Origin of the sequence: Mycobacterium intracellulare ATCC 13950 (assembly GCF_000277125.1) — a bacterium.
Lineage (GTDB): Bacteria > Actinomycetota > Actinomycetes > Mycobacteriales > Mycobacteriaceae > Mycobacterium > Mycobacterium intracellulare.
On the sequence record NC_016946.1, the window covers coordinates 4,671,566 to 4,693,213 of the forward strand.

Here is a 21,648-nt window from a genome sequence, read left to right on the forward strand (position 1 = left end):
CTCAGATGTCGGCAATACGCTGATCGCCATGGCATCTGAGAAGCGCGAACCCAAAGTCGTTGTCCTCGGTGGCGGCAGCTGGGGCACCACCGTGGCCTCAATCTGCGCGCGCCGCGGGCCGACGCTGCAATGGGTGCGCTCCGAGGAGACCGCCCGCGACATCAACGACAACCACCGCAACAGTCGCTACCTCGGCAACGACGTCGAGCTGAGCGACACCCTGCGCGCCACCACCGACTTCGCGGAGGCGGCGAACTCCGCCGACGTCGTGGTCATGGGCGTGCCCTCGCACGGCTTCCGCGGGGTGCTCACCGAGCTGGCCCGGGAGCTGCGGCCGTGGGTGCCGGTGGTGTCCCTGGTCAAGGGCCTCGAGCAGGGCACCAACATGCGCATGTCCCAAATCGTCGAGGAGGTGCTGCCCGGGCACCCCGCGGGCATCCTGGCCGGTCCGAACATCGCACGCGAGGTCGCCGAGGGTTACGCCGCCGCCGCGGTGCTGGCCATGCCCGACCAGCATCTGGCGACGCGGCTGTCCGGGCTGTTCCGCACCCGGCGCTTCCGCGTGTACACCACCGACGACGTCATCGGGGCCGAAATGGCCGGGGCTTTGAAGAACGTGTTCGCCATCGCCGTCGGCATGGGGTACTCGCTGGGCATCGGCGAAAACACCCGCGCGCTGGTCATCGCCCGCGCGCTGCGGGAAATGACGAAGCTGGGCGTCGCGGTGGGTGGGGACCCCGACACCTTCCCGGGGCTGGCCGGGCTGGGCGACCTGATCGTCACGTGTACCAGCCAGCGCAGCCGCAACCGTCACGTCGGTGAACAACTGGGGGCGGGCAAACCGATCGACGAGATCATCGCCTCGATGAACCAGGTCGCCGAGGGGGTCAAGGCCGCCAGCGTGATCATGGAGTTTGCCAACGAATTCGGCCTCACCATGCCCATCGCCCGTGAGGTCGACGCCGTGATCAACCACGGCTCGTCCGTCGAGGAGGCCTACCGCGGCCTGATCGCCGAGGTGCCCGGCCACGAGGTGCACGGCGCGGGCTTCTGACCTGGGCGTCGCGGGCTGGCCAAATTCAAATCTTTGCGTTCTCTATGGGCCGCTCACGTCCGCTTGACCCCCGTTTGCCAGCAAAATACCGTCAGACCAGGTAGTCAGTGATTTTCCGGTTGCGATCCTGCTCGTCGTCCGGATGTAATCCGCTGCACGCCAACCCGTTACGAAGATGTAACTGGCCGCAAGAAGGGCGGATATCGGAACATCCCCCGCAAACTCCCACCGAGGGACGTGACCGATGCAAGACATTGAACGGGCGGGCGATCGGCTCCCCACCGCGTCACGCGCCGACCGGCTGCGCGGCATCATCCGGCACGACCTGCCCTCCTCGCTGGTGGTCTTTTTGGTCGCGCTCCCCCTGTCGCTGGGAATCGCGATCGCCTCGGGCGCCCCGGTGCTCGCCGGCCTGATCGCCGCGATCGTCGGGGGCATCGTCGTCGGCAGCGTGGGTGGCTCCCCGCTGCAAGTCAGCGGGCCCGCGGCCGGGCTGACCGTCATCGTCGCCGGGCTGGTTTCCGAGTTCGGTTGGGGCATCACGTGTTTGATCACCGTCGCCGCCGGGACCCTGCAGGTGCTGTTGGGGCTGAGCCGCGTGGCGCGCGCCGCCCTGGCGATTTCACCGGTCGTCGTGCACGCCATGCTGGCCGGCATCGGCATCACGATCGCCCTGCAGCAGGCGCACGTGTTGCTGGGCGGAAAATCCAAGAGCACCGCCTGGCACAACCTGATCGGCCTGCCCGGGCAGGTCGTCGGTGCGCACCGGCCGGGGGTCATCCTGGGCGTCCTGGTGATCGTCATCATGGTCGCCTGGCGGTGGGTGCCCGCCAAGGCTCGCCGGGTACCGGGTCCCCTGGTCGCGATCGTGGCGGTCACCGCGCTCTCGGTCGTCTTCCCGTTTCACGTGCGCCGGATCGACCTCGAGGGGTCACCGCTGGACGCGCTGAGGCTGCCCGACCTTCCCCACGGCAACTGGGGCGCGTTCACCGTCGGGGTGATCACCGTCGCGCTCATTGCCAGCGTCGAGAGCCTGCTGTCGGCGGTGTCGGTCGACCGGATGCACAACGGGCCACGCACCGACTTCAACCGGGAGCTGGTGGGACAGGGCGCCGCCAACATCATCTCGGGGACCGTCGGCGGGCTGCCGATCACCGGGGTCATCGTCCGCAGCTCCACAAATGTCAACGCGGGCGCCAAATCCCGGGCGTCGGCGATCATGCACGGCGTCTGGATCCTGCTGTTCACCATTCCGTTCGCCGGACTGGTCGAGCAGATCCCCACCGCCGCGCTGGCCGGTCTGCTGATCGTCATCGGCGTCCAGCTGCTCAAGCCGGCGCACATCGAAACCGCAATGAAGCACGGCGATCTCGCCGTGTACGTGGTGACCGCCGTCAGCGTCATCTTCCTCAATCTGCTGCACGGCGTGCTGATCGGCCTCGCACTGGCCATCGCGCTGACCGGATGGCGGGTGATCCGGGCCAAGATCGAGGCGGAGCCGGTTGGCGACGAATGGCGGGTGACGATCGAGGGCGCGGCCTGCACCTTCCTGGCGCTCCCGAGGCTGACGCGGATGCTGACGTCGGTTCCGCGGGGCGCGACGGTGACGGTGGCGATCTCGGTCCATTACCTCGATCACGCTGCGCACCAAACGATTACCGACTGGCAGCGGCAGCACGAGGCGACAGGCGGGACCGTCGAAATCCGGGGTGTGATGGAGACGGGTCACCGCGCCGCGGACGAACCGCTGGTCGAGGCCCAGGCGCCCGGGGCCGCAGCGTAATTGCGCGCCCCGCGCTTATAGCGCGCCGCGCGCTCAGTCGACGTCGATCCTGATGTGCAGCCGCTTGCCGCACACCTGCGCCAGGCGCTGCAGCACGTCGACGCGCGGCACCTCGTCCCCGCTCTCCCACGCGGCCACGGCCTCGCGGGTGGTGCCCAGTGCGTGCGCCAGTTGTTCCTGGTTCATCCCGGCACCGGCACGGGTCTCGAAGACCAAATCGGGCAGATTCAGCGCCAGCCCGGCTTCGTGAATATCGATCGAGTCAGAGTGCGACATCGCCATCACCGCTTCCATCAATGGAAAGCCTAGGACTACAGCTAACTCCGATGTTACGTGCGGTTCGGCCGGTGTGCACGCGGCGTTTTACCGCCGTTTCCTACCGCCCGGCCATCTGCTCGAGGCGGCGGATGCGGTCCTCGATCGGCGGGTGCGTCGAGAAGAGCGACCCGATCCGCTCGCCGGCTCGAAATGGGCTGGCGATCATCAGGTGTGCCTGGCTGGCCAGCTGGGGCTCGGGCGGGAGCGGGGCCGCCTGGACCCCACCGGAGATCTTGCGCAGGGCCGACGCCAGGGCCAGCGGGTCCCCGGTCAACACCGCGCCCGATTCGTCCGCCTGGTATTCCCGCGACCGGGACACCGCGAGGCGCACGACCGTCGCCGCGATCGGGCCGAGCAACGAAACCAGCAGCAGCGCAAAGGGATTCTCGCCGTCGCGGCTGTTGCCGCCGAACATGCCGGCGAACATCGCCATGTTGGCCAACGCGGTGATCACCGACGCCATCGCACCGGCGATGCAGGAGATCAGGATGTCGCGGTTGTAGACATGCGACAGCTCGTGTCCCAGCACGGCGCGCAGCTCGCGTTCGGTGAGGATGCCCAAAATGCCGGTGGTGCAACACACCGCGGCGTTGCGCGGATTGCGGCCGGTCGCGAACGCGTTGGGCGCGTTGGTGTCGCTGATGTACAGCCGGGGCATCGGCTGGTGCGCGGCGGTGGCCAGCTCCCGGACGATCCGGTACATCGCCGGCGCCTGGAGCTCGGAGACCGGCTGCGCATGCATCGCCCGCAGCGCCAGCTTGTCGCTGTTGTAGTAGGTGTAGACGTTCATGCCGATGGCGAACAGCACCGCGAGAAACATCGCGGTCTTGCCGAACAGCGAGCCCACAAACACGATCAACGCGGACATGCCGACCAAGAGGGCAAACGTCTTGAACCTGTTGGCATGCGGATGCCAGGTCATCGGTGTCCTCCTAGGACATTCCGGAGCACACTCCGGAACACTCGATCATTGTCGACTATTGAACGCCCGAGACGGCCGAAGGAGTTCCGTGACGCGCTAGCCGTGCCGGCTGATGGTGTAGTCGACCAGCGTCTGCAGCGCGTGCCGGCCGGGCACGTCGGGCAGCAGCGCCAGCTCCTGGTGTGCCTGCGCCGCATAATCCTGCAGCGACCGCTTGGCCTTGGCCATGCCCTCCGACGCCCGCAGCAGCGCCAGCGCCTCGGCCACCGTCTCGTCGTCGTCGATGGGCCCGACCAGCAGCTCGCGCAGCCGCGCCGCGTCGGGACCGGGTTCGCGCAGCGCGTAGACCATCGGCAAGGTGTGCACGCCCTCGCGCACGTCGGTGCCGGGCAGCTTGCCGGACTCGCGGGAGTCGCTGTCGATGTCGATGATGTCGTCGGAGATCTGGAAGGCGGTGCCCACGATGCCGCCGAGGCGGCTCAGCCGCTCCACCTGGTCGGCGTCGGCGCCCGAGAACATCGCGCCGAAGCGGCCCGCCGCGGCGATCAGGCACGCGGTCTTCTCGTAGACCACCTTCAGGTAGTGCTCGATCGGGTCCGCCCCCTCGGCCGCCCCCGTCAGGCCGCGGGTCTCGCGCATCTGCCCGGTCACCAGCTGGGCGAACGTCTCGGCGATCAGCCGCACCGCCTCGGGCCCCAGCCGGGACACCAGCCGCGAGGCGGTGGCGAACAGATAGTCCCCAGCCAGGATCGCGACGTTGTTGCCCCAGCGCACGTTGGCGGTGGGCGTGCCGCGGCGTACCTCGGCCTCGTCCATCACGTCGTCGTGATACAGCGTGGCCAGGTGCACCAGCTCGATCACGGCGCCGGCGATCGTCACGTCCGCGGCGTCGGGATTGGGCCCCAGCTGTGCCGACAGCACGGTGAACAGCGGCCGGAACCGCTTGCCGCCGGCCTTGAACAGGTGGGTCAGCGACTCGGTCATGATCTCGTCGGCGCTGCGCAGTTCGGTGTCCATGAGCTGCTCGATCCGCCCGACACCGTCGCGCACCGTCGCCGCGAAGGCCGCGTCGCCGAGATCAACGCCCGCCACCACCGTCGCCGGAGTATTCACGGGACCAAACATACTGGTGTGCATGAACACGGGAGCGACCCGAGCCCACGTGGTGGTCGTGGGCGCCGGACCCGCCGGTTCGGCGGCGGCGGCGTGGGCCGCACGCGCGGGCCGCGAGGTCCTGGTCATCGATTCGGCGAGCTTCCCCCGCGACAAGGCCTGCGGTGACGGGCTGACCCCGCGCGCGGTCGCCGAGTGCGAACGCCTGGGGCTCGGGGACTGGCTGGACACCCGCATCCGGCACCGCGGGCTGCGGATGAGCGGGTTCGGCGGCGAGGTGGAGGTGGACTGGCCCGGCCCGTCCTTCCCGTCGACCGGCAGCGCGGTGGCCCGCGTCGAGCTGGACGACCGGATCCGCAAAGTCGCCGAGGATTCCGGGGCGCGGATGCTGCTGGGCACCAAAGTCGTTGGCGTGCAACATGACTCATCGGGACGGGTGACATCGTTGACCTTGGCCGACGGCACCGAAGTCGGGTGCCGGCAGTTGATCGTGGCCGACGGCGCCCGTTCGTCGCTGGGGCGCAAGCTGGGCCGGCGCTGGCACCAGGAGACGGTGTACGGCGTGGCGGCCCGCGGGTACCTCAGCACGCCGCGCGCCGACGACCCCTGGCTGACCTCGCATCTCGAGCTGCGCGGACCCGACGGCTCCAAGGACACAGTGCTGCCCGGCTACGGCTGGATTTTTCCGCTCGGCAACGGCGAGGTGAACATCGGCGTCGGGGCGCTGTCGACGTCGAAACGACCCGCCGATCTGGCGCTGCGGCCGCTGATCGACCACTACACCGACCTGCGCCGCGACGAGTGGGGCTTTGTCGGCCCGCCCCGGGCGGTGTCGTCGGCGCTGCTGCCGATGGGCGGCGCGGTGTCCGGGGTCGCCGGGCCCAACTGGATGCTGATCGGCGACGCCGCGGCGTGCGTGAACCCGCTCAACGGCGAAGGCATCGACTACGGGCTGGAGACGGGCCGGCTGGCCGCCGAGTTGCTGGACGGCCGCGACCTGTCGCAGGCGTGGCCGTCGCTGCTGCGGGCGCACTACGGTCGCGGCTTCTCGGTGGCGCGCCGGCTGGCGCTGCTACTGACCTTTCAGCGATTCCTGCCCGCGACCGGGCCGATCGCGATGCGCTCGACGACGCTGATGACCATCGCCGTGCGGGTGATGGCCAACCTGGTCACCGACGAGGACGCGGACTGGGTGGCGCGGGCCTGGCGGGGCGGTGGCCGGCTGTCCCGGCTGATCGACCGCCGCACCCCGTTCAGCTGAGCCGCGGCCGCATCGCCGCTGGTCGGAGGGCGCGGCCGCCCTGCCGGGACGCACGATCGGCGCCCGCCGTTTGTCGGCGCGGCCGGAACCGGGCGTGTATAGTCCAGCTAATGAAGGGAACGATGCTGGCTACTATCGGTGCCGCTGCCGCTGCTGTTGCTGCTTTCGCGCTGGCCGCGCCGGCGCCGCTCTCCGCGCCCGCCCAGGCGGACCCGCCGCCGACGGCGCCGTACCCGACCCCGCGGACGCCGTCGCCCCCCAGCGACTACGACGCGCCGTTCAAGAACACGGTCAACGGGTTCGGCATCTACCAGCCGCAGGACCAACTGGCCTGGCTGGGCAAGATCACCTGCGACCGGATCGACCACGGCGTCGACCACGACGCCCACCAGTCCGCGACGTTCATCCAGCGCAACCTGCCGCGCGGCACCACCGAGGGCCAGTCGCTGCAGTTCCTGGGCGCGGCGGTCGACCACTACTGCCCGGAGCACATCGACGTCGTCCAAGCGGCCGGCAACCACTAACTCCGTCTCAGCGCGGGGGCAGGTGCCCGGCGTGTAGGGCGACGATGCCACCCGTCAGGTTGCGCCACCGCACTCCCACCCAGCCGGCCTGGGTGAGCTGCTGCGCCAACCCCTCCTGATCGCGCCACGCCCGGATCGACTCCGCCAGGTACACGTAGGCCTCGGGGTTGCTGGACACCGCGCGCGCCACCCGCGGCAGCGCGCGCATCAGGTACTCCTTGTAGACGGTGGCGAACAGGCCGTTGGTGGGGGTGGAGAACTCGCACACCACCAATCGGCCGCCCGGGCGGGTGACGCGCGCCATCTCGCGCAGCGCGGCCTGGGTGTCGACGACGTTGCGTAGCCCGAAACTGATTGTGACGGCATCGAATACGTCGTCGGCGAACGGCAGCCTGGTTGCGTCGCCGGCGACCTTCGGCACGTGGCGCGCCGCCCCCGCCGCCAGCATGCCCACCGAGAAATCGGCGGCCACACACCACGCCCCGGATTTCTTCAGCTCGACGGTCGATACCGCGGTGCCCGCGGCGAGGTCCAGCACCCGCTGGCCCGGCCCGATCTCCAGCGCCGCCCGGGTGGCCTTGCGCCAGTGGCGGTCCTGGCCCATCGAGAGCACGGTGTTGGTCAGGTCATAGCGCCGGGCGACGCCGTCGAACATCGACGCGACGTCGCGGGGATCCTTGTCCAACTCGGCGCGGCTCACCACACGGACGGTACCCCCAGGGAATTCCGCGGCGACAGCAGCGTTGCAACTCTGCGTGACTGACAAAGTGTGGTTCATCACCGGTACATCGCGCGGTTTCGGACGGGCGTGGGCGAGCGCGGCGCTCGAGCGGGGCGACAGGGTCGCCGCCACCGCGCGCGATACGGCGTCGCTGGACGATCTGGTGCGCAAGCACGGCGACGCGCTGTTGCCGATCCAATTGGACGTGACCGACCGCGCCGCGGACTTCGCGGCCGTCAAGCGGGCGCACGACCACTTCGGCCGTCTCGACATCGTGGTGAACAACGCCGGCTACGGGCAGTTCGGGTTCGTCGAGGAACTCTCCGAGCGAGACGCCCGCGACCAGATCGAGACCAATGTCTTTGGCGCACTGTGGATCACCCAGGCCGCGCTGCCGTACCTGCGCGAGCAGCGCAGCGGCCACATCATCCAGGTTTCCTCGATCGGGGGCATCACCGCGTTCCCGTTGGTCGGCATCTACCACGCGTCGAAATGGGCGCTGGAAGGCTTTTCCCAGGCGCTGGCCCAGGAGGTCGCCCCGTTCGGTGTGCACGTCACGCTGATCGAGCCAGGCGGCTTCGACACCGACTGGGCCGGCGCCTCGGCCAGGCACGCCGAGCCGCTGCCGGCCTACGACGACCTCCGCGCGGCCGTCGAGGCCGAACGCAGCCGGCGGTGGGCCAGCCCGGGCGACCCGTCCGCCTCGGCGGCCGCGCTACTGAAGGTGGTCGACGCCGAAAAGCCGCCGCTGCGAGTCTTCTTCGGCTCGTCCCCGCTGGAGACCGCCAAGGCCGACTACGAGAACCGGCTCCGCACCTGGGAGGAATGGCAGCCCGTCGCCGAGCTGGCGCAGGGCTGATCGCGCCGTCACTCCCCCTGCGCGTACCGCCTGGCGGACAGCCGGCGCCGCTCGAACGGCGACAGCACCGCCTCGTAGTGGCCGAGCAGCTCGTCGCAGATCACCGACCAGCTGCGGCCGACGACGCTGCGCCGCGCGGCCGGCGCGTAGCGCGCCCGTTCGGCGAGCAGGTGCGCGACGGCCTCGGGCAGCCGGGCCTCGAACTCGTTGACTCCCAACAGCAGACCGGTACGCCACGGGGTGACGAGGTCGCGTGGGCCGCCGGCGTCGGGGGCGATGACCGGCAACCCCGACGCCAGCGCTTCCTGCACGACCTGACAAAACGTCTCGTGCTCACCGGGGTGCACGAACACGTCCATGCTGGCGTACGCCGCGGCGAGCTCGTCGCCGTAGAGCGCACCCGTGAAAACCGCTGTCGGCATCGCCGATTGCAGTTTGTCGCGGTCGACGCCGTCACCCACGATGACGAGCTGCACCGCACCGCCGGCGGCCAGCCCGGCGAGCCGCTCGACGTGTTTCTCCGGCGCGAGCCGGCCCACGAACCCGACGATGGGCTTGCCGTGCGGTGACCACCGCCGCCGCAGCCCCTCGTCGCGCGCCGACGGCGCGAACCGCAGCACGTCGACGCCGCGCGCCCACCGGTGCACCCGTGGAAAACGGTGGGCGACAAGCGCTTCCATCGTCACCGTGGACGGCGCCAGCGTGCGGTCGGCGAGGCCGTGCAGGTGCCGGAACCAGGCCCACGCGGCCCGTGCCGTCATCGGGATGCCGTAGCTGGCCGCGAAACCCGGGACGTCGGTCTGATACACCGCGACCGTCGGCACCCCCAGCCACCGCGCCGCGCGCACCCCGCCATACCCCAGCAGCGCCGGCGACGCCAGATGCACGACGTGCGGGTCGAATCCGCGCAGGACGCTCACCAGCCGGGGCGTCGGCACGCCGAGCGGCAGCGTGGTCACCTTCGGGAACATCCGTGCGGGCACCCGGTGCACGCGGATGCCGTCGTGAATGCGCTCCGCCGGCGGTTCACCGGGTGGCGTGTCGGGGGCGATGACGAGGGCCTCGTGGCCGGTGCGGCGCAGGTGCTCGAGCACCCGGATCACCGAGTTGCTGACACCGTTGACTTCCGGCAGGAAAGATTCCGCGACGATCGCAACGCGCACCCCATCACCGTCTCAGCGCCGCCTGTCGACAAGGTTGCCTCCGGGCGTCCGTCACGCGAAATTTGCAGGTTCGGCGGTTTCGGCGCGGCGGTCCAGCCACTTGTCCAGCAGCGCCAGCGCCACCAGCAGCGCCGCCGCCCCGAGCCAGGCCACCACCGCGATGGACCCCGCCGGGATGATCGCCAGCCCCGCGTTGCGGTGCTGCACGCGGACCAGGTTCGGATCGTTCTTGTTGTACTCGACGTAGATTCGCATCCCGGTGGCCAGGTGGGACGGGTAGAGCACCCCGAGTTCGGGGCGGTAGGTGACCCGCTCGGGCGTGACGAATTCGATGGTGGAGCGGCGCGGCCCGGCGCTGAGCACCTCCGCCTGCGCGACGCCCATGTTGTGGGTGATCGCAAGGTCGTTGCGCCACGCGCCGGCCACCAGCAGCACCGACTGCAGCGTGACCAGGCCGGCGACGATCAGCACCGCGATCCGGGCCCATCGCAACGCGATCCTGGCAGGCGTTTTCGGAGGTTCGTCGCTGCGTCCGTGAATCAGTAAGTGCAGCAGAACCTTTGGGGATCTCGCCATCTATGCGCGCCTCACAGCGCCGCCTTGATGGCGGCGTGCAGCTGCCGCAACGAGGAGCGGTCCGCCTTGACTTCCAGCACCCGCATCCCGGGGCCGGGATCGTCGAGGGCGGCGTGCAATTCGTCGACCTCGATCTGGCGGCTCTCCACGTGATACGCGCGGCACAGCGCCCCCACGTCGACGTCGTGCGGGGTTCCGAAGATCCGCGACGACACGTCGGAGAACCGGGGGTCGCCCTGCTCGAGCAGTTCGAAGATGCCGCCGCCGTTGTCGTTGGAGACCACGATGGTCAAGCGGCGCGGGGTGGGTTCGGTGGGGCCGATCAGCAGCCCGGAGCTGTCGTGCACGAAGGTCAGATCGCCGATCAGCGCGACGGTCCGCGCCGGGTTGTCCGGGTCGCCCACGCGTTCGTGGGCGAGTGCCGCCCCGATCGCGGTGGACACGGTGCCGTCGATCCCGGCGACCCCGCGGTTGGAGCGCACCCGGATGCCGTGGGTGTCCAGGCCGACCAGCGCCGCGTCGCGGACCGGGTTGGACGCCCCGAGCACCAGCTGGTCGCCGGGCCGCAACGCGTCGGCCACCGCCGCCGCGACGTGCAAACCGGTGGTCAGCGGGTGCGCCGCGAGCTGGCCCCGCACCGCGTCGTTCGCGTGCCGGTTCGTCTCGGCGCACCGGTGCAGCCACGCCGGGTTCGGCGCCCCGGTGGTGACCGCCCGCGTGCCGGTGGCCTGCGAGTTTCCCGAGACGTCGGGCCAGCGGGGGCCGGTGGTCAGCGCGAACACCGGCACCTTGGGGTCGGCCAGCAGCGCCGACACCGGGCGGTGCAGGGTCGGGCGGCCGAGCATGATCACCTGCTTGGGCCGCAGCAACGGCAGCGCCAGGGGGTGCAGCGGGTTTTCGGGGGCGGGCGCGGTCGGTTCGGCCACGGTGGGCAGCTGGGCGAGGGCGGGATGGGTGCCGGCGCCGTGGCCGGCGATGACGACCGTGTCGGGCGTCAGGTCGATCTCCAGCGGCTGGTCGAAGGTGACCGGCGGGGTGTAGGTCCACGGCCGGCTGCCCGGGCGGCCCGGCGGGAGCACCGCGCCGCGGGGTTCGGGATCCGGCACCAGCGGTTCGCGCAGCGGGATGTCGAACTGGACGGGTCCCGCGTTGGCGGTGCGCGATCCGGTGGCGGCCGCCAGCACCCGGCAGGTGGCCGAGCGCCAGGTGGCGTTGTGCGCGTCCAGCCGCTCGGGGGCGTCCTCGGCGAGGCCCAGGCTGATGGTGGCCCGAACCTGGGTGCCGAAGTAGCCCAGCTGCTCCATGGTCTGGTTGGCCCCGGTGCCCAGGAGCTCGTAGGGCCGGTTGGCCGACAGCACGATCAGCGGCACCCGCGCGTAGTTGGCCTCCACCACGGCCGGGCCCAGGTTGGCCACGGCCGTGCCGGACGTCATGGCGACGCACACCGGCGCGCCGGCTGCGATCGCCAGGCCGATGGCCAGGTAGCCGGCGGTGCGTTCGTCGATGCGGACGTGCAGCCGGATCCGGCCCGACCGGTCGGCGTCCTGCAGCGCGAAGGCGAGCGGCGCGTTCCGCGAACCCGGGCACAACACCACGTCGCGGACGCCGCCGCGAATCAGCTCGTCAACGACCACGCGAGCCTGGGTCGTCGAGGGGTTCACTCCTACAGGGTGTCACAGCCCGCTTAGCACACGTCGAGCGTGGAGTTGTTGGGGCAAATCGCCGCGATTTCGCCCCACAAGTCGACGCTCGGCGCCTACCTCGGCTCGGCGAGGGCGCCTACCTCGGCTCAGCGAGAGCGCCTACGTCGGCTCGGCCGGGCGCCTATCGCGGCTCGGCGAAGAACTTGAGCATGGCGGCGTTGACGGCGTCGGGCCGCTCGAAGAACCCGAGGTGCCCGGTGTCGGGGATCTGCATGTAGCGGCCGTTGGGCAGCGCATCGGCGACCTCCCGGCCCAGATACGGCGGCGTCAGGACGTCGTCGGAGAAGCCGATCACCAGCACCGGCGTCGCGATGCTGCGGTACGCCGACAACCGGCTGGTGTAGGGCGCGACGTCCAGTTGGGCGCGCATGCCCGGGGTGGGCTTGACCGGCCAGGTGGAAAACATCGCGATCCAGTCGGCGACCGCGGTGTCGTCGTTGAGCGTCTTGCGGGAAAAGTTTTCCAGCAGGCGGATTTTCGCCTCGTAGGCGGCCGGCAGCGTGACGCCGGCGTCGGCCAGCTCGGCCTCGGCGTCGCGAAAGAACTGCCGCGCACGGTCCATGCGGCCGCGGGTGCCCATCAGGACCGCCGCGCTGACCAGATCCGGCCGGGCGAGCATGAGTTCCTGGGTGATGAAGGCGCCCATCGACATTCCGACGATGCGGGCGGGGGCGGCGTTCAGCCCCTCGATCAGCGCCACGGTGTCGGCGACCATCGTTTGCGTCGAGAAGCCGTCGGCGTTCTCCGTGGCGCCGATCCCGCGATTGTCGAAGGTGATGACGCGGTATCCGGCCGCCAGGAACGCGGGGACTTGATAGGGGTGCCAGGTCCGTCCGGCGCCGCCGTGGCCGGCGATAAAGACCACGGGCTCACCGGAGCCGCGGTCGTCGTAAGCCAGGTTGATCACCCGGACGACGGTACAAGCAACCGATGGCACGCCTTGACCCGGTCGATCCACCACTGCCGACGCTCGGGTGGTGCCGCCAGCGCGGCCAGCCGCGCCGGATCCGGCGTCACCGGCCCCACGGCCAGGTGCCCGTCGACGGGTGGGGCGGTCTCGGCCACGTCGTCCACGAACAGCCCGCCGGTGCCCAGCCCGCAGGCGTGCCGAAGCCACGGCAGGGCCGCCGCCGCGGTCAGCCCGGTGCCGATCCCGACCGCCGAGTCCAGCGCGCTGGAGACCACGACGGGGATGTCGATCTGGTCGGCGATGGCGAGCATGGCCGAAATACCGCCCAGCGGGGCGACTTTGAGCACCGCGACGTCGGCCGCCCCGGCGCGGACCACGGCCAGCGGGTCCTCGGCCTTGCGGATGCTTTCGTCGGCGGCGATCGGCACGTCGACGCGGCGCCGCAGCTCGGCGAGTTCGCCGACCGTCGCGCAGGGTTGTTCGAGGTACTCCAGCGGGCCGTCGGCCCTCAACGCCGCGGCCGCCTCGACCGCCTGCTCGATGCTCCAGCCGCCGTTGGCGTCCACCCGCACGGTCGGCACCAGGTCGCGCACCGCATTGACCCGGGCGACGTCGTCGGCCAGCGTCTGGCCGGGCTCGGCGACCTTCACCTTGGCCGTCCCCGCGCCGGGAAAGCGGGCCAGGACCTCGCCCACCTGGGCGGCGGGCACGGCCGGCACCGTGGCGTTGATCGGGATGCGGTCCCGGCGGACCGGCGGCGGCTGCCGGTAGGCGGCCTCGATGCCGCAGGCCAGCCAGTGCGCGGCCTCGGGCGGCTGGTATTCGACGAAAGCCCCGAACTCCCCCCAGCCTGCCGGGCCCTCGATCAGCGCGACCTCGCGGGTGGTGATGCCGCGGAACCGCACCCGCATGGGCAGCGCCACCACGTGCAGGCGGTCCAGCAGGTCCTCGAGGGGCGGCGTCACGCGCTGTAGACCTGGCGGCCCGCCAGATAGGTCGCCCGCACGTCGAGGTCGGCGATCCGCTCGGGGGACACGGTGCGCGGGTCTGCCGAGAGCACCACGAGATCGGCGTACTTGCCGACCTCCAGCGAGCCGATCACGTCGTCGGAGAACAGCTGCCAGGCGGCGTCGATGGTCTGGGCGCGGATCGCCTGCTCGACCGTCAGCCGCTCCTCGGGTCCGAGCACCCGGCCGCTGGGCGCCGTGCGGGTCACCGCCACGCTGATGTTGCGCAGCGGCTCCTCGGGCGTGACCGGCGGATCGTTGTGCAGCGAGATCCGCATCCCGGTGGCCACCGCGGATCCCGCTGGCATCCAACGGGTTCCGCGCTCCTCGCCGAACAGCCCGTCGACGATGACGTCGCCCCAGTAGTGGATCTGGTCGACGAAGATGCTGCAGGTGACGCCGAGGTCGTGGGCGCGACGCAGCTGCTCGGGCCGGATGGCGCCGACGTGTTCGAGCCGCAGCCGGTGGTCGTCGCGCGGGTGGCGCCTGAGGACCTCTTCGTAGACGTCGAGGATGGTGTCGACGCCGGCGTCGCCCTGCACGTGGCAGGCCATCGGCCAACCGAGCGGGAAGTAGGCGCCGACGATCTCGTGCAGCTGCTCTTTCGTGTAGTTGGCGCAGCCGCAGGACCCGGGCGCGACGCCGATGATGCGGGTGGCCTCGGTGTCCAGGTACGGGAACGAGAGGTCGATGTTGCCGATCCAGGGCGAGCCGTCGACCCAGATCTTGATGCCGACCTGGCGCAGGATGTCGTCGCCCTGCCCGGGTGTGGCGTCGGTGGACATCTGCGGGTTGGAGATCTCGTAGGTCCGCAGCCGGACCGTCAGCTGGGAGCGCAGCCCTTCCACCAGCGGCCGAAAGCCGGGGTCGAAGGCCATCTCCGAGCAGGTGGTCAGCCCGGCGCGGTTGAGCCGGGCGCATTCGGCGAGCAGCATCCGCGGGTAGTCGGCGAAGTCGATGACCCCGCCCAGCAGCGGGAACACCGCGCCGGTCTCCTCGGCGGTGCCGTCGAGTTCGCCGTCGGCATCGCGGCCGTACTTGGCGCCCTTGGGGTCGGGGGTGTCGCGGTTCAGGCCGTGCAGCTGGGCGGCGCGCGAGTTGAAGTACGCCTTGTGCCCGGAATTGTGCATGATCACCAGCGGGGTGTCGGGCGCGATGCCGTCGAGCCAGTTCAGCGTCGGCTCCGGAAGTCCGTTCTGCAGCAGCGGATCCCAGCCGTTGAGGTAGGCGCCGTCGGATCCGCGCCGCGCGACCTCGGAACGCACCGCGGCGACGACGTCGTCGGCGCTGCGCATGGTGACCGGGCGGATGTCGACGAAGCGGTCGGACAGGGCGACGGCCTCCATCAGCGGATGGCCATGGGCCTCAACGAATCCCGGCATGACGCAGCCGTCACCCACGTCGACGGTCTGGGTGTCCGGGCCGATGGCGTCGGCGACCTCGGCACGAGTCCCGACGGCGACGATCCGGCCGTCGGCCACGGCGAGCGCCTCGGCGGTGGGCCGGGCCTCGTCGACGGTCAGGATGGTTCCGGTCACGACGAGATCTGCCTGCCCCATGGATAGGGATCCTAGTGACCGGGCGACATTTTATGCACGAGTTCTCCGGCGGCAGTAAGCAACGGAGTTGTTCCTGCTGATGCCAAATCGTTGTCGCAAAATGGACAGCATTGGTCGGTGGCTGTGACATTCACGGCCGAGTTCGGAGGATGCGCGAATACTTTGACCAATAGAGGGTGTGCCGATCTCTATTCTGGGTCCCTATCGAAAGGCGAGTTGCTGGGGCGGGCCGCAGTGACTGGCAGACGCGTGACGCACGTGCCTACACTCTCGTCTGTGCAGCAGACGTTGCGTGTTGATACCGCGGGTTTGCAGGCGATGGCCTCCCGCTGGGGTTCTTCAGTGGAAGGACTAAACGCGACGGTAGCTCCCGCGGCGCGGGGGTTGCCGTGTCAGGCCAGCGCGGCCGCAGTCAACGCCGCCCACATTGATGTCACCGCGTTCACCGCGGGGCTTGCCACGCAAATGGGCGCACACGTGACCGGCGTCGCCCAAGGCAACACCTCTTACCTCACCGCAGAAGCTGATTCGGCCGCCAAACTCGCAGCGGTGGCTCACCCGGTTACCAGCGTGTAGCGATGGCAGCGGTCGCGGGGGTGCCCGGCCTGTCGACGCTGTTGGCTTGGCCCACTGAGCATCTCACCGATGCGGCCGCTCACTGGGAGGACGTAGGCGAGCGTAGCTATGGTGTGGCACACCAGATCTGGCGAGATGCGCTCGCAGTGGATTGGCACGGTGAAGCCGCCGAGAAGCTGCGCTCCGCGACGCATGCGGACCTGCGAACTACCAACGCATCAGTCGACCAGCTTCAGGCGGCCGCGCGCGTCGCGCGCGATGGAGCATCGGATCTGTATGCGGCCCGCTCCCGAGTGCACTACGCCGTCGAGGATGCTCGCACAGCCGGATTCGGAGTCCGCGAAGATCTTTCGGTCACCGACTGCATGACCGGCGGATCAGTCGCCCAAAGGGCTGCGCGGCAAGCGGCAGCCCAAGCCTTCGCCAGCGACATTCGTCTGCGCGCCGCACAACTGGTAAGCCTGGATCAACAAGTCGCCGGAAAAATCACTGCCGCCATAGCCGGAATACGCGATACCTTCCCACAAAGCACCGCCCCTGTCGCCTCTCGACCGGCACCCAACGGCCATATCCAGGCTGTCGACCACACGTGGAAACGAGATGGTGGCAACGGCCAATCGGATCCGCCCCCGCCTGGTCCTCCCGCCCGAGGGTTACCGCCCGAGGGCGTTCATCCACCGGTCGATGGTCCCCTGACGCCAGGGCCGGCCAGCCGCCCCAGCGAACGAAGTGTCGGCGGCCAAAGTCTGTGGGATGAGCACGGTGGAGAATGGCGCTACTTCCCGGGCGACAAATGGCACAATCCGCACTGGGACTACAACCCCCATTCGAACCCAAATTCTCCTTGGGACAATATTCCGATCAATGGTCTTCCCCCTCGCATCGGTGGCGCTCCGCCGATCATCTCTGGGCTGCCGCCATGGCTTCAAAACCCTGCGGCGGCGGGGGTGCCCGGACCGCCACAGAACCCACTACTGGCGCCGTTCCCTGGTGCGACCATGCCCACTCCCCCACCCGCACCTTCCCCGCCCCCAGGCCCGGGCTTGATGCCGCACATTGACCTGCCCGCACCGGGCCCGGGTGACCTGCAAACGGCGGGCGGCGAGACCGCAGTGGTCGCCGGCGGGGGTCTGCTGCTGCTGATATTGGGGGCGCTGGCTCTTGCCTGAGAACCGAACTGATACGACGCGCCGGCCCTTCGACCCCGCCGGGGTGTCGTCACTTGCGGAAGTGCTCGCCGAGCACACTGGCGGGCTGACATTCGTTCCCCCAGCACACCTGCCGCTGTGGCTACCCGACCTCACCGTGCCACAGGGATGGGACCTTGGGGCGGTCGAGGGTCCCACTGTGACGAGGATGCTCCTGAGGCGACTCGGTAGTGGCGACAACTGGGATGGCTGCGAGGTCCTAAATCTCTATCGTGTGTCAGGCACAGTGCCCGAAAAACTGGTATTCGACAACGCCGACCGCACGTTGCGCGACAGCGGCGCCGATTCCATCCACACACACCACATCGATACGCCGCCGCGGTATGGCGTGATCGCTATGCGTTCATCAGGCCTGCTACATATCGGCGCGCGCACGGTGCACAGCCAATACACGTACTACGCGATCAATACCGCTGCTGGCGGCGCGCTCATCGAGCAGGCGGTGATGGTCGGCAGCGACGCGCAACCCACGCTAAGTGGCGAGGCGGCGAAGCTCACCGACGATCTGTACCGCGCTCTGCTAGCCAGCATCGACCGCGCCCCGGCGCCGAGCCCACGAAACACAGGCAAATACGCCACTGGCCGGCGCCCAGCCCCTAGCTCGTCGTCAACGACCCCAATCGCAACAGAACCAGCGGATACCGACCGTAAGTGGAGACCCATGAGCATCATTCGCGTCAACTTTCTTCCCGAATTTTATTTTGGCGACGACGCTGTTTTATTGACGTTGGACGGCGGCGGAGTCGACAAACTCAAAGCCGCACTCAGTGACGCCAAGCAGCACGGGGCATCGCGACTCGAGCATGACGGAGTTACGCATGAGTTCCATATTGAGTCCGACGCTGCCGATATCGAACTCGGCCCTATCCACGTTGTGTGGCGGCTTGACGAAGCAAAGGCGGCCGAGATCATTGCAGACCTCGCTGTTCTCAGCGACGAGGGCACCGTAGGTCGTCCAACCAGTGGCCACTTCTACGTCGACATGTCCACGCCCACCAAAACCCTCGTCGTGTCTCGGGACGAATATGTCGATGTGGTCTACCCCTGGCAATCACCGGCATAGCTCCGGGACCTCGTTATTGCGATGGATCCGTTCTTGTGCTGATGCGAGACAGGAACTGGCAATCCTCATCCCCTTACTTTTGGGTCGGCCGACTAGAAACCGGAGACAAATGGTCGTTGTTGGGTGAAATATCGTGGTTGGATTCAGCTCAGCCTACGAAGGGGCCGGGATGATGCTCGCCACAGCTATTTCCATTGCATCTGCCGTGATCGCAATTGCGTCGGCAGTTAGCTCAGCCCGAACTAGCTACCAGGTTAACGGGAGCGGCTTCAAAGCTTCCCAAGCCCTGCTGACGGACCTCGCCACCTTGCTCGCGGCTCTACGGTCGATAGCTGTCAAAGGTGCAATGGCGATGGGCGAGCAGCGTAAGACGCCGATCCCCATCGACGTGGAGCTGGCTACCGTGCGCGCGTTTATGACTAATACGAGTGGTCTCGCACTTTCTCTCTACGCCGGAAGAGTCGGAGCGGCCGGTGCACCGGATGATCCTGTGGCAGCCTCATGGCGCGTATTGCGCATGCAGCTTACAAACCTAGCAACGACGACCGTCACGAAGCCATCAGACAATCAAACCGCCGGCATGCTGGCACTCGAGCTTGAGCGCACCTTAAGCGCTCTCGACAAGAAGGCGATCAAACAGATCCGGCGCGAGATCAAAAATATGCCGAATGTCTTGTCATCCCTAACGAATTCACGGCAGGACGACGTTCTTCTAGTAGCGCTGGAAAGCGTTATCTCAGATCAAAAAGCTATAGCAGGTCTAGGTGCCGCGGGGAAACGACTGCGTCAACTCAAGGCTTCCGGTGTAGAGGACGCAGACATTGACCTGTGGTTAGCAATGGAAGATGAAGATCTCGAGGCAGCAAAAAACGCTCTGGAGCGGGGCGCCGATCCAAGCAAGTCCCTTGGGGAAGTCGTTGATAGGTACGAGAACATGAACTTGGACTGAGCCGCGGCCGGTTCGACTCCCGTCATCGCGTCCCGGGGTCTTCGAGGGTGCGGCTGACCCAAATTGCAACACGTTCTAGTCTTGCCACATGAGTGACGAGCTGCTGCGCAACCCGACCCACAACGGCCACCTGCTCGTGGGCGCCCTCAAGCGCCACAAGAACAAGCCGGTGCTGTTCCTCGGCGACACCACGCTGACCGGCGGTCAGATGGCCGAGCGGATCAGTCAGTACATCCAGGCGTTCGAGGCGCTCGGCGCGGGCACCGGTGTGGCGGTCGGCCTGCTGTCGCTCAACCGCCCCGAGGTGCTGCTGATCATCGGCGCCGGCCAGACCCGCGGCTACCGGCGCACCGCCCTGCACCCGCTGGGCTCGCTGGACGACCACGCGTACGTGCTCAACGACGCCGGCATCAGCTCGCTGATCATCGACCCCAACCCGATGTTCGTCGAGCGCGCGCTGGCCCTGCTGGAGAAGGTGCCGGGGCTCAAGCAGATCCTGACCATCGGGCCGGTGCCCGAGGCGTTGAACGGTGTCGCGGTCGACCTGGCGGCCGAGGCGGCCAAGTACGATCCGCAGCCGCTGGTCGCCGCGGACCTGCCGCCGGATCAGGTCATCGGCCTGACCTACACCGGCGGCACCACCGGCAAGCCCAAGGGCGTGATGGGCACCGCGCAGTCGATCTCGTCGATGACCCAGATCCAGCTCTCGGAGTGGGAGTGGCCGGAGGATCCGCGGTTCTTGATGATCACCCCGCTCTCGCACGCGGGGGCGGCGTATTTCCTGCCCACCCTGATCAAGGGCGGCGAGATGCACGTGCTGCCCAAGTTCGACCCGGCAGATGTGCTGAAAACCATTGAGGAGAAACGCATCACGGCCACCTTCCTGGTGCCGTCGATGCTGTACGCGCTGATGGACCACCCGGATTCGCACACCCGCGACCTGTCGTCGCTGCAGACCGTCTATTACGGCGCGTCGGCGATCAACCCGGTTCGGCTGGCCGAGGCGATCCGCCGGTTCGGCAAGATCTTCGCGCAGAACTACGGGCAGTCCGAGGCGCCGATGGCCATCACCTACCTGGCCAAGAACGAGCACGACGAGAAGCGGCTCACCTCGTGCGGGCGCCCGACCCTGTTCGCGCGGGTGGCGCTGCTGGGCGAGGACGGCAAGCCGGTCCCCCAGGGCGAGCCCGGCGAAATCTGTGTCAGCGGACCGCTTTTGGCCGGCGGGTACTGGAACCTGCCCGACGAGACGGCGAAGACTTTCAAAGACGGCTGGTTGCACACCGGCGACATGGCCCGCGAGGACGAGGACGGCTTCTACTTCATCGTCGACCGGGTCAAGGACATGATCGTCACCGGTGGCTTCAACGTCTTCCCCCGCGAGGTCGAGGACGTCGTCGCCGAGCACCCGGCGATCGCCCAGGTATGCGTGGTCGGCGCGCCGGACGAGAAGTGGGGCGAGGCCGTCACCGCGGTGGTGGTGCTGCGCTCCGACGCGCCCCGCGACGACGCCGCGATCGAGAAGATGACCGCCGAGATCCAGGCCGCGGTCAAGGACCGCAAGGGCTCGGTGCAGTCACCCAAGCGGGTGGTGATCGCCGAATCGCTGCCGTTGACCGGGCTGGGCAAGCCGGACAAGAAGGCCGTGCGCGCGCAGTTCTGGGAGGGCGCCGAGCGCTCGGTGGGTTGAACATTGCGCGGGTTGCGCCGAGCGCCCGGCCCGCCGGGCGCTGGCGGCGCGGCGCCCGGCTGGCCGGGCGCTCGGTCAGGTCGCCGAGACCCCCGCGACGAGCAGGTCGAGCATGCGGCCGGTCTGCTCCGATGAACCGCTGACCAAAAAGATGCCGATGAGGCTGGACACCACGTCGTCGGCGCGCACGTCGGCGCGCAGGCTGCCGTCGTCGGCGCCCGCCCGCAACAGCAGCTCGACGGCGCCGACGATGCTGTCGCGGGTCTGGCTGGGTTCCATTGCGCCAGAATCGAAGATCGCCTGCAGGGACTCGGCCATGCCGCGCTTGGCGGCCACGAAGCCCGCGTAGCGGTCCATCCAGCGTCGCAGCGCCGTCGTGGGCGGATGCCGCCCGAGCAGCTGCTCGGCGGCCGCGGCCACCTCGGCGAGCTCGGCGCGGTAGATGGCCTCGACGAGGGCCTCCCTGTTGGGGAAATGGCGGTACAGCGTGCCGATCCCGACGCCCGCGTCGCGGGCGATCGACTCGAGCGAGGCCGCCGCGCCGTGCTCGGTGAACGCCGCGGTGGCCGCCTCCAGCAGCCGCTCGCGATTGCGGCGCGCATCCGACCTTCCCACCAAAGCGGAGGCACCTCCGTTTCTGCTACGCTGACGAAAGCGGAGGACCCTCCGCATTTTTCCAGTGTCTCACG

The 21,648-nt window shown here is 68.9% G+C and carries 21 protein-coding genes; 10 read left to right on the forward strand and 11 right to left on the reverse strand.

Features of this window, described 5'->3' with window-relative positions; genetic code table 11:
* Window positions 1–28 precede the first annotated feature (28 nt).
* Together OCU_RS46565 and OCU_RS46570 are read left to right on the forward strand one after the other, a co-directional pair.
* Complete coding sequence (locus tag OCU_RS46565) at window positions 29–1,054, forward strand: NAD(P)H-dependent glycerol-3-phosphate dehydrogenase (RefSeq protein ID WP_008261006.1); 1,026 nt, start codon at window positions 29–31, stop codon at window positions 1,052–1,054.
* Between the two features lie 244 nt (window positions 1,055–1,298).
* Window positions 1,299–2,837 carry a SulP family inorganic anion transporter gene (locus OCU_RS46570; protein WP_009951853.1) on the forward strand — a complete coding sequence of 513 codons (1,539 nt, stop codon included), beginning with the start codon at window positions 1,299–1,301 and terminating at the stop codon, window positions 2,835–2,837.
* A 33-nt stretch (window positions 2,838–2,870) separates the two neighbouring features.
* On the opposite strand, the gene OCU_RS46575 is transcribed toward OCU_RS46570, so the two are convergent.
* The 3 genes from OCU_RS46575 to grcC1 all read right to left on the reverse strand — a co-directional run bounded on the left by OCU_RS46575 (window position 2,871) and on the right by grcC1 (window position 5,190).
* Entirely contained in the window at window positions 2,871–3,131 is a 261-nt protein-coding gene (locus OCU_RS46575) for a helix-turn-helix transcriptional regulator (RefSeq protein WP_008261010.1), read from the reverse strand.
* Window positions 3,132–3,213: 82 nt separating this feature from the next.
* Window positions 3,214–4,077 carry a zinc metalloprotease HtpX gene (gene htpX, locus OCU_RS46580; protein ID WP_008261012.1) on the reverse strand — a complete coding sequence of 288 codons (864 nt, stop codon included), beginning with the start codon at window positions 4,075–4,077 and terminating at the stop codon, window positions 3,214–3,216.
* A gap of 96 nt (window positions 4,078–4,173) precedes the next feature.
* Entirely contained in the window at window positions 4,174–5,190 is a 1,017-nt protein-coding gene (gene grcC1 / locus OCU_RS46585) for a nonaprenyl/(2E,6E)-farnesyl/geranylgeranyl diphosphat synthase (protein ID WP_008261013.1), read from the reverse strand.
* Between the two features lie 22 nt (window positions 5,191–5,212).
* Here grcC1 and menJ point away from each other — a divergent pair, with 22 nt between their 5' ends.
* Window positions 5,213–6,451, forward strand: a complete 1,239-nt coding sequence (menJ, locus tag OCU_RS46590) for a menaquinone reductase (protein ID WP_036389760.1) — start codon at window positions 5,213–5,215, stop codon at window positions 6,449–6,451.
* 110 nt (window positions 6,452–6,561) lie between these two features.
* Window positions 6,562–6,975, forward strand: coding sequence for a DUF732 domain-containing protein (locus OCU_RS46595; RefSeq protein ID WP_008261015.1), 414 nt, complete (start codon window positions 6,562–6,564; stop codon window positions 6,973–6,975).
* Between the two features lie 7 nt (window positions 6,976–6,982).
* Here the strand turns inward: OCU_RS46595 and OCU_RS46600 are convergent, their stop codons facing one another.
* Complete coding sequence (locus OCU_RS46600) at window positions 6,983–7,675, reverse strand: demethylmenaquinone methyltransferase (protein ID WP_009951856.1); 693 nt, start codon at window positions 7,673–7,675, stop codon at window positions 6,983–6,985.
* Window positions 7,676–7,730: 55 nt separating this feature from the next.
* Here OCU_RS46600 and OCU_RS46605 point away from each other — a divergent pair, with 55 nt between their 5' ends.
* Window positions 7,731–8,555: an SDR family oxidoreductase gene (locus tag OCU_RS46605; RefSeq protein ID WP_009951857.1), complete on the forward strand. Its 825-nt coding sequence runs from the start codon at window positions 7,731–7,733 to the stop codon at window positions 8,553–8,555.
* An 8-nt stretch (window positions 8,556–8,563) separates the two neighbouring features.
* Here OCU_RS46605 and OCU_RS46610 read toward each other — a convergent pair whose 3' ends face one another.
* From OCU_RS46610 to OCU_RS46635, 6 genes are all read right to left on the reverse strand, one after another.
* The gene (locus OCU_RS46610) at window positions 8,564–9,718 is read right to left on the reverse strand and encodes a glycosyltransferase family 4 protein (RefSeq protein ID WP_009951858.1); all 1,155 of its coding nucleotides are present in this window, start codon (window positions 9,716–9,718) and stop codon (window positions 8,564–8,566) included.
* A gap of 51 nt (window positions 9,719–9,769) precedes the next feature.
* Entirely contained in the window at window positions 9,770–10,294 is a 525-nt protein-coding gene (locus tag OCU_RS46615; protein ID WP_036389758.1) for a DUF3592 domain-containing protein, read from the reverse strand.
* 11 nt (window positions 10,295–10,305) lie between these two features.
* On the reverse strand, window positions 10,306–11,955 hold the full coding sequence (gene menD / locus OCU_RS46620) for a 2-succinyl-5-enolpyruvyl-6-hydroxy-3-cyclohexene-1-carboxylic-acid synthase (RefSeq protein ID WP_041787108.1): 1,650 nt from the start codon (window positions 11,953–11,955) through the stop codon (window positions 10,306–10,308).
* Between the two features lie 163 nt (window positions 11,956–12,118).
* Entirely contained in the window at window positions 12,119–12,904 is a 786-nt protein-coding gene (locus OCU_RS46625) for an alpha/beta fold hydrolase (RefSeq protein ID WP_009951861.1), read from the reverse strand.
* Window positions 12,901–13,818 carry an o-succinylbenzoate synthase gene (locus OCU_RS46630; RefSeq protein WP_373368562.1) on the reverse strand — a complete coding sequence of 306 codons (918 nt, stop codon included), beginning with the start codon at window positions 13,816–13,818 and terminating at the stop codon, window positions 12,901–12,903. The genes OCU_RS46625 and OCU_RS46630 overlap by 4 nt, the downstream gene beginning before the upstream one ends.
* Window positions 13,819–13,868: 50 nt before the next feature.
* Window positions 13,869–15,473 carry an amidohydrolase gene (locus OCU_RS46635; protein ID WP_014381188.1) on the reverse strand — a complete coding sequence of 535 codons (1,605 nt, stop codon included), beginning with the start codon at window positions 15,471–15,473 and terminating at the stop codon, window positions 13,869–13,871.
* A gap of 276 nt (window positions 15,474–15,749) precedes the next feature.
* Here OCU_RS46635 and OCU_RS51725 point away from each other — a divergent pair, with 276 nt between their 5' ends.
* The 5 genes from OCU_RS51725 to fadD8 all read left to right on the forward strand — a co-directional run bounded on the left by OCU_RS51725 (window position 15,750) and on the right by fadD8 (window position 20,959).
* Entirely contained in the window at window positions 15,750–16,049 is a 300-nt protein-coding gene (locus tag OCU_RS51725) for a hypothetical protein (RefSeq protein WP_225331002.1), read from the forward strand.
* 2 nt (window positions 16,050–16,051) lie between these two features.
* Window positions 16,052–17,218 carry a hypothetical protein gene (locus OCU_RS50725; RefSeq protein WP_014381190.1) on the forward strand — a complete coding sequence of 389 codons (1,167 nt, stop codon included), beginning with the start codon at window positions 16,052–16,054 and terminating at the stop codon, window positions 17,216–17,218.
* Between the two features lie 265 nt (window positions 17,219–17,483).
* Window positions 17,484–18,320 (forward strand): hypothetical protein, encoded by an 837-nt coding sequence (locus OCU_RS46645; RefSeq protein WP_014381191.1) that lies wholly within the window; start codon window positions 17,484–17,486, stop codon window positions 18,318–18,320.
* 169 nt (window positions 18,321–18,489) lie between these two features.
* On the forward strand, window positions 18,490–19,269 hold the full coding sequence (locus OCU_RS51730) for a hypothetical protein (RefSeq protein WP_225331000.1): 780 nt from the start codon (window positions 18,490–18,492) through the stop codon (window positions 19,267–19,269).
* A gap of 88 nt (window positions 19,270–19,357) precedes the next feature.
* Window positions 19,358–20,959 carry a fatty-acid--CoA ligase FadD8 gene (gene fadD8 / locus OCU_RS46655; RefSeq protein ID WP_009951867.1) on the forward strand — a complete coding sequence of 534 codons (1,602 nt, stop codon included), beginning with the start codon at window positions 19,358–19,360 and terminating at the stop codon, window positions 20,957–20,959.
* Window positions 20,960–21,034: 75 nt separating this feature from the next.
* Here fadD8 and OCU_RS46660 read toward each other — a convergent pair whose 3' ends face one another.
* Window positions 21,035–21,577, reverse strand: a complete 543-nt coding sequence (locus OCU_RS46660) for a TetR/AcrR family transcriptional regulator (protein ID WP_026071185.1) — start codon at window positions 21,575–21,577, stop codon at window positions 21,035–21,037.
* Window positions 21,578–21,648 lie beyond the last annotated feature (71 nt).

Coding starts and splice junctions, on each gene's coding strand:
- OCU_RS50725 (WP_014381190.1), top strand. CDS start 16,052: ATGGCAGCGGTCGCGGGGGTGCCCGGCCTGTCGACGCTGTTGGCTTGG.
- menJ (WP_036389760.1), top strand. CDS start 5,213: ATGAACACGGGAGCGACCCGAGCCCACGTGGTGGTCGTGGGCGCCGGA.
- OCU_RS46565 (WP_008261006.1), top strand. CDS start 29: ATGGCATCTGAGAAGCGCGAACCCAAAGTCGTTGTCCTCGGTGGCGGC.
- OCU_RS46615 (WP_036389758.1), bottom strand. CDS start 10,294: ATGGCGAGATCCCCAAAGGTTCTGCTGCACTTACTGATTCACGGACGC.
- htpX (WP_008261012.1), bottom strand. CDS start 4,077: ATGACCTGGCATCCGCATGCCAACAGGTTCAAGACGTTTGCCCTCTTG.
- OCU_RS46575 (WP_008261010.1), bottom strand. CDS start 3,131: ATGGAAGCGGTGATGGCGATGTCGCACTCTGACTCGATCGATATTCAC.
- OCU_RS46630 (WP_373368562.1), bottom strand. CDS start 13,818: ATGCGGGTGCGGTTCCGCGGCATCACCACCCGCGAGGTCGCGCTGATC.
- OCU_RS46635 (WP_014381188.1), bottom strand. CDS start 15,473: ATGGGGCAGGCAGATCTCGTCGTGACCGGAACCATCCTGACCGTCGAC.
- OCU_RS46570 (WP_009951853.1), top strand. CDS start 1,299: ATGCAAGACATTGAACGGGCGGGCGATCGGCTCCCCACCGCGTCACGC.
- OCU_RS46595 (WP_008261015.1), top strand. CDS start 6,562: ATGAAGGGAACGATGCTGGCTACTATCGGTGCCGCTGCCGCTGCTGTT.
- fadD8 (WP_009951867.1), top strand. CDS start 19,358: ATGAGTGACGAGCTGCTGCGCAACCCGACCCACAACGGCCACCTGCTC.
- OCU_RS51730 (WP_225331000.1), top strand. CDS start 18,490: ATGATGCTCGCCACAGCTATTTCCATTGCATCTGCCGTGATCGCAATT.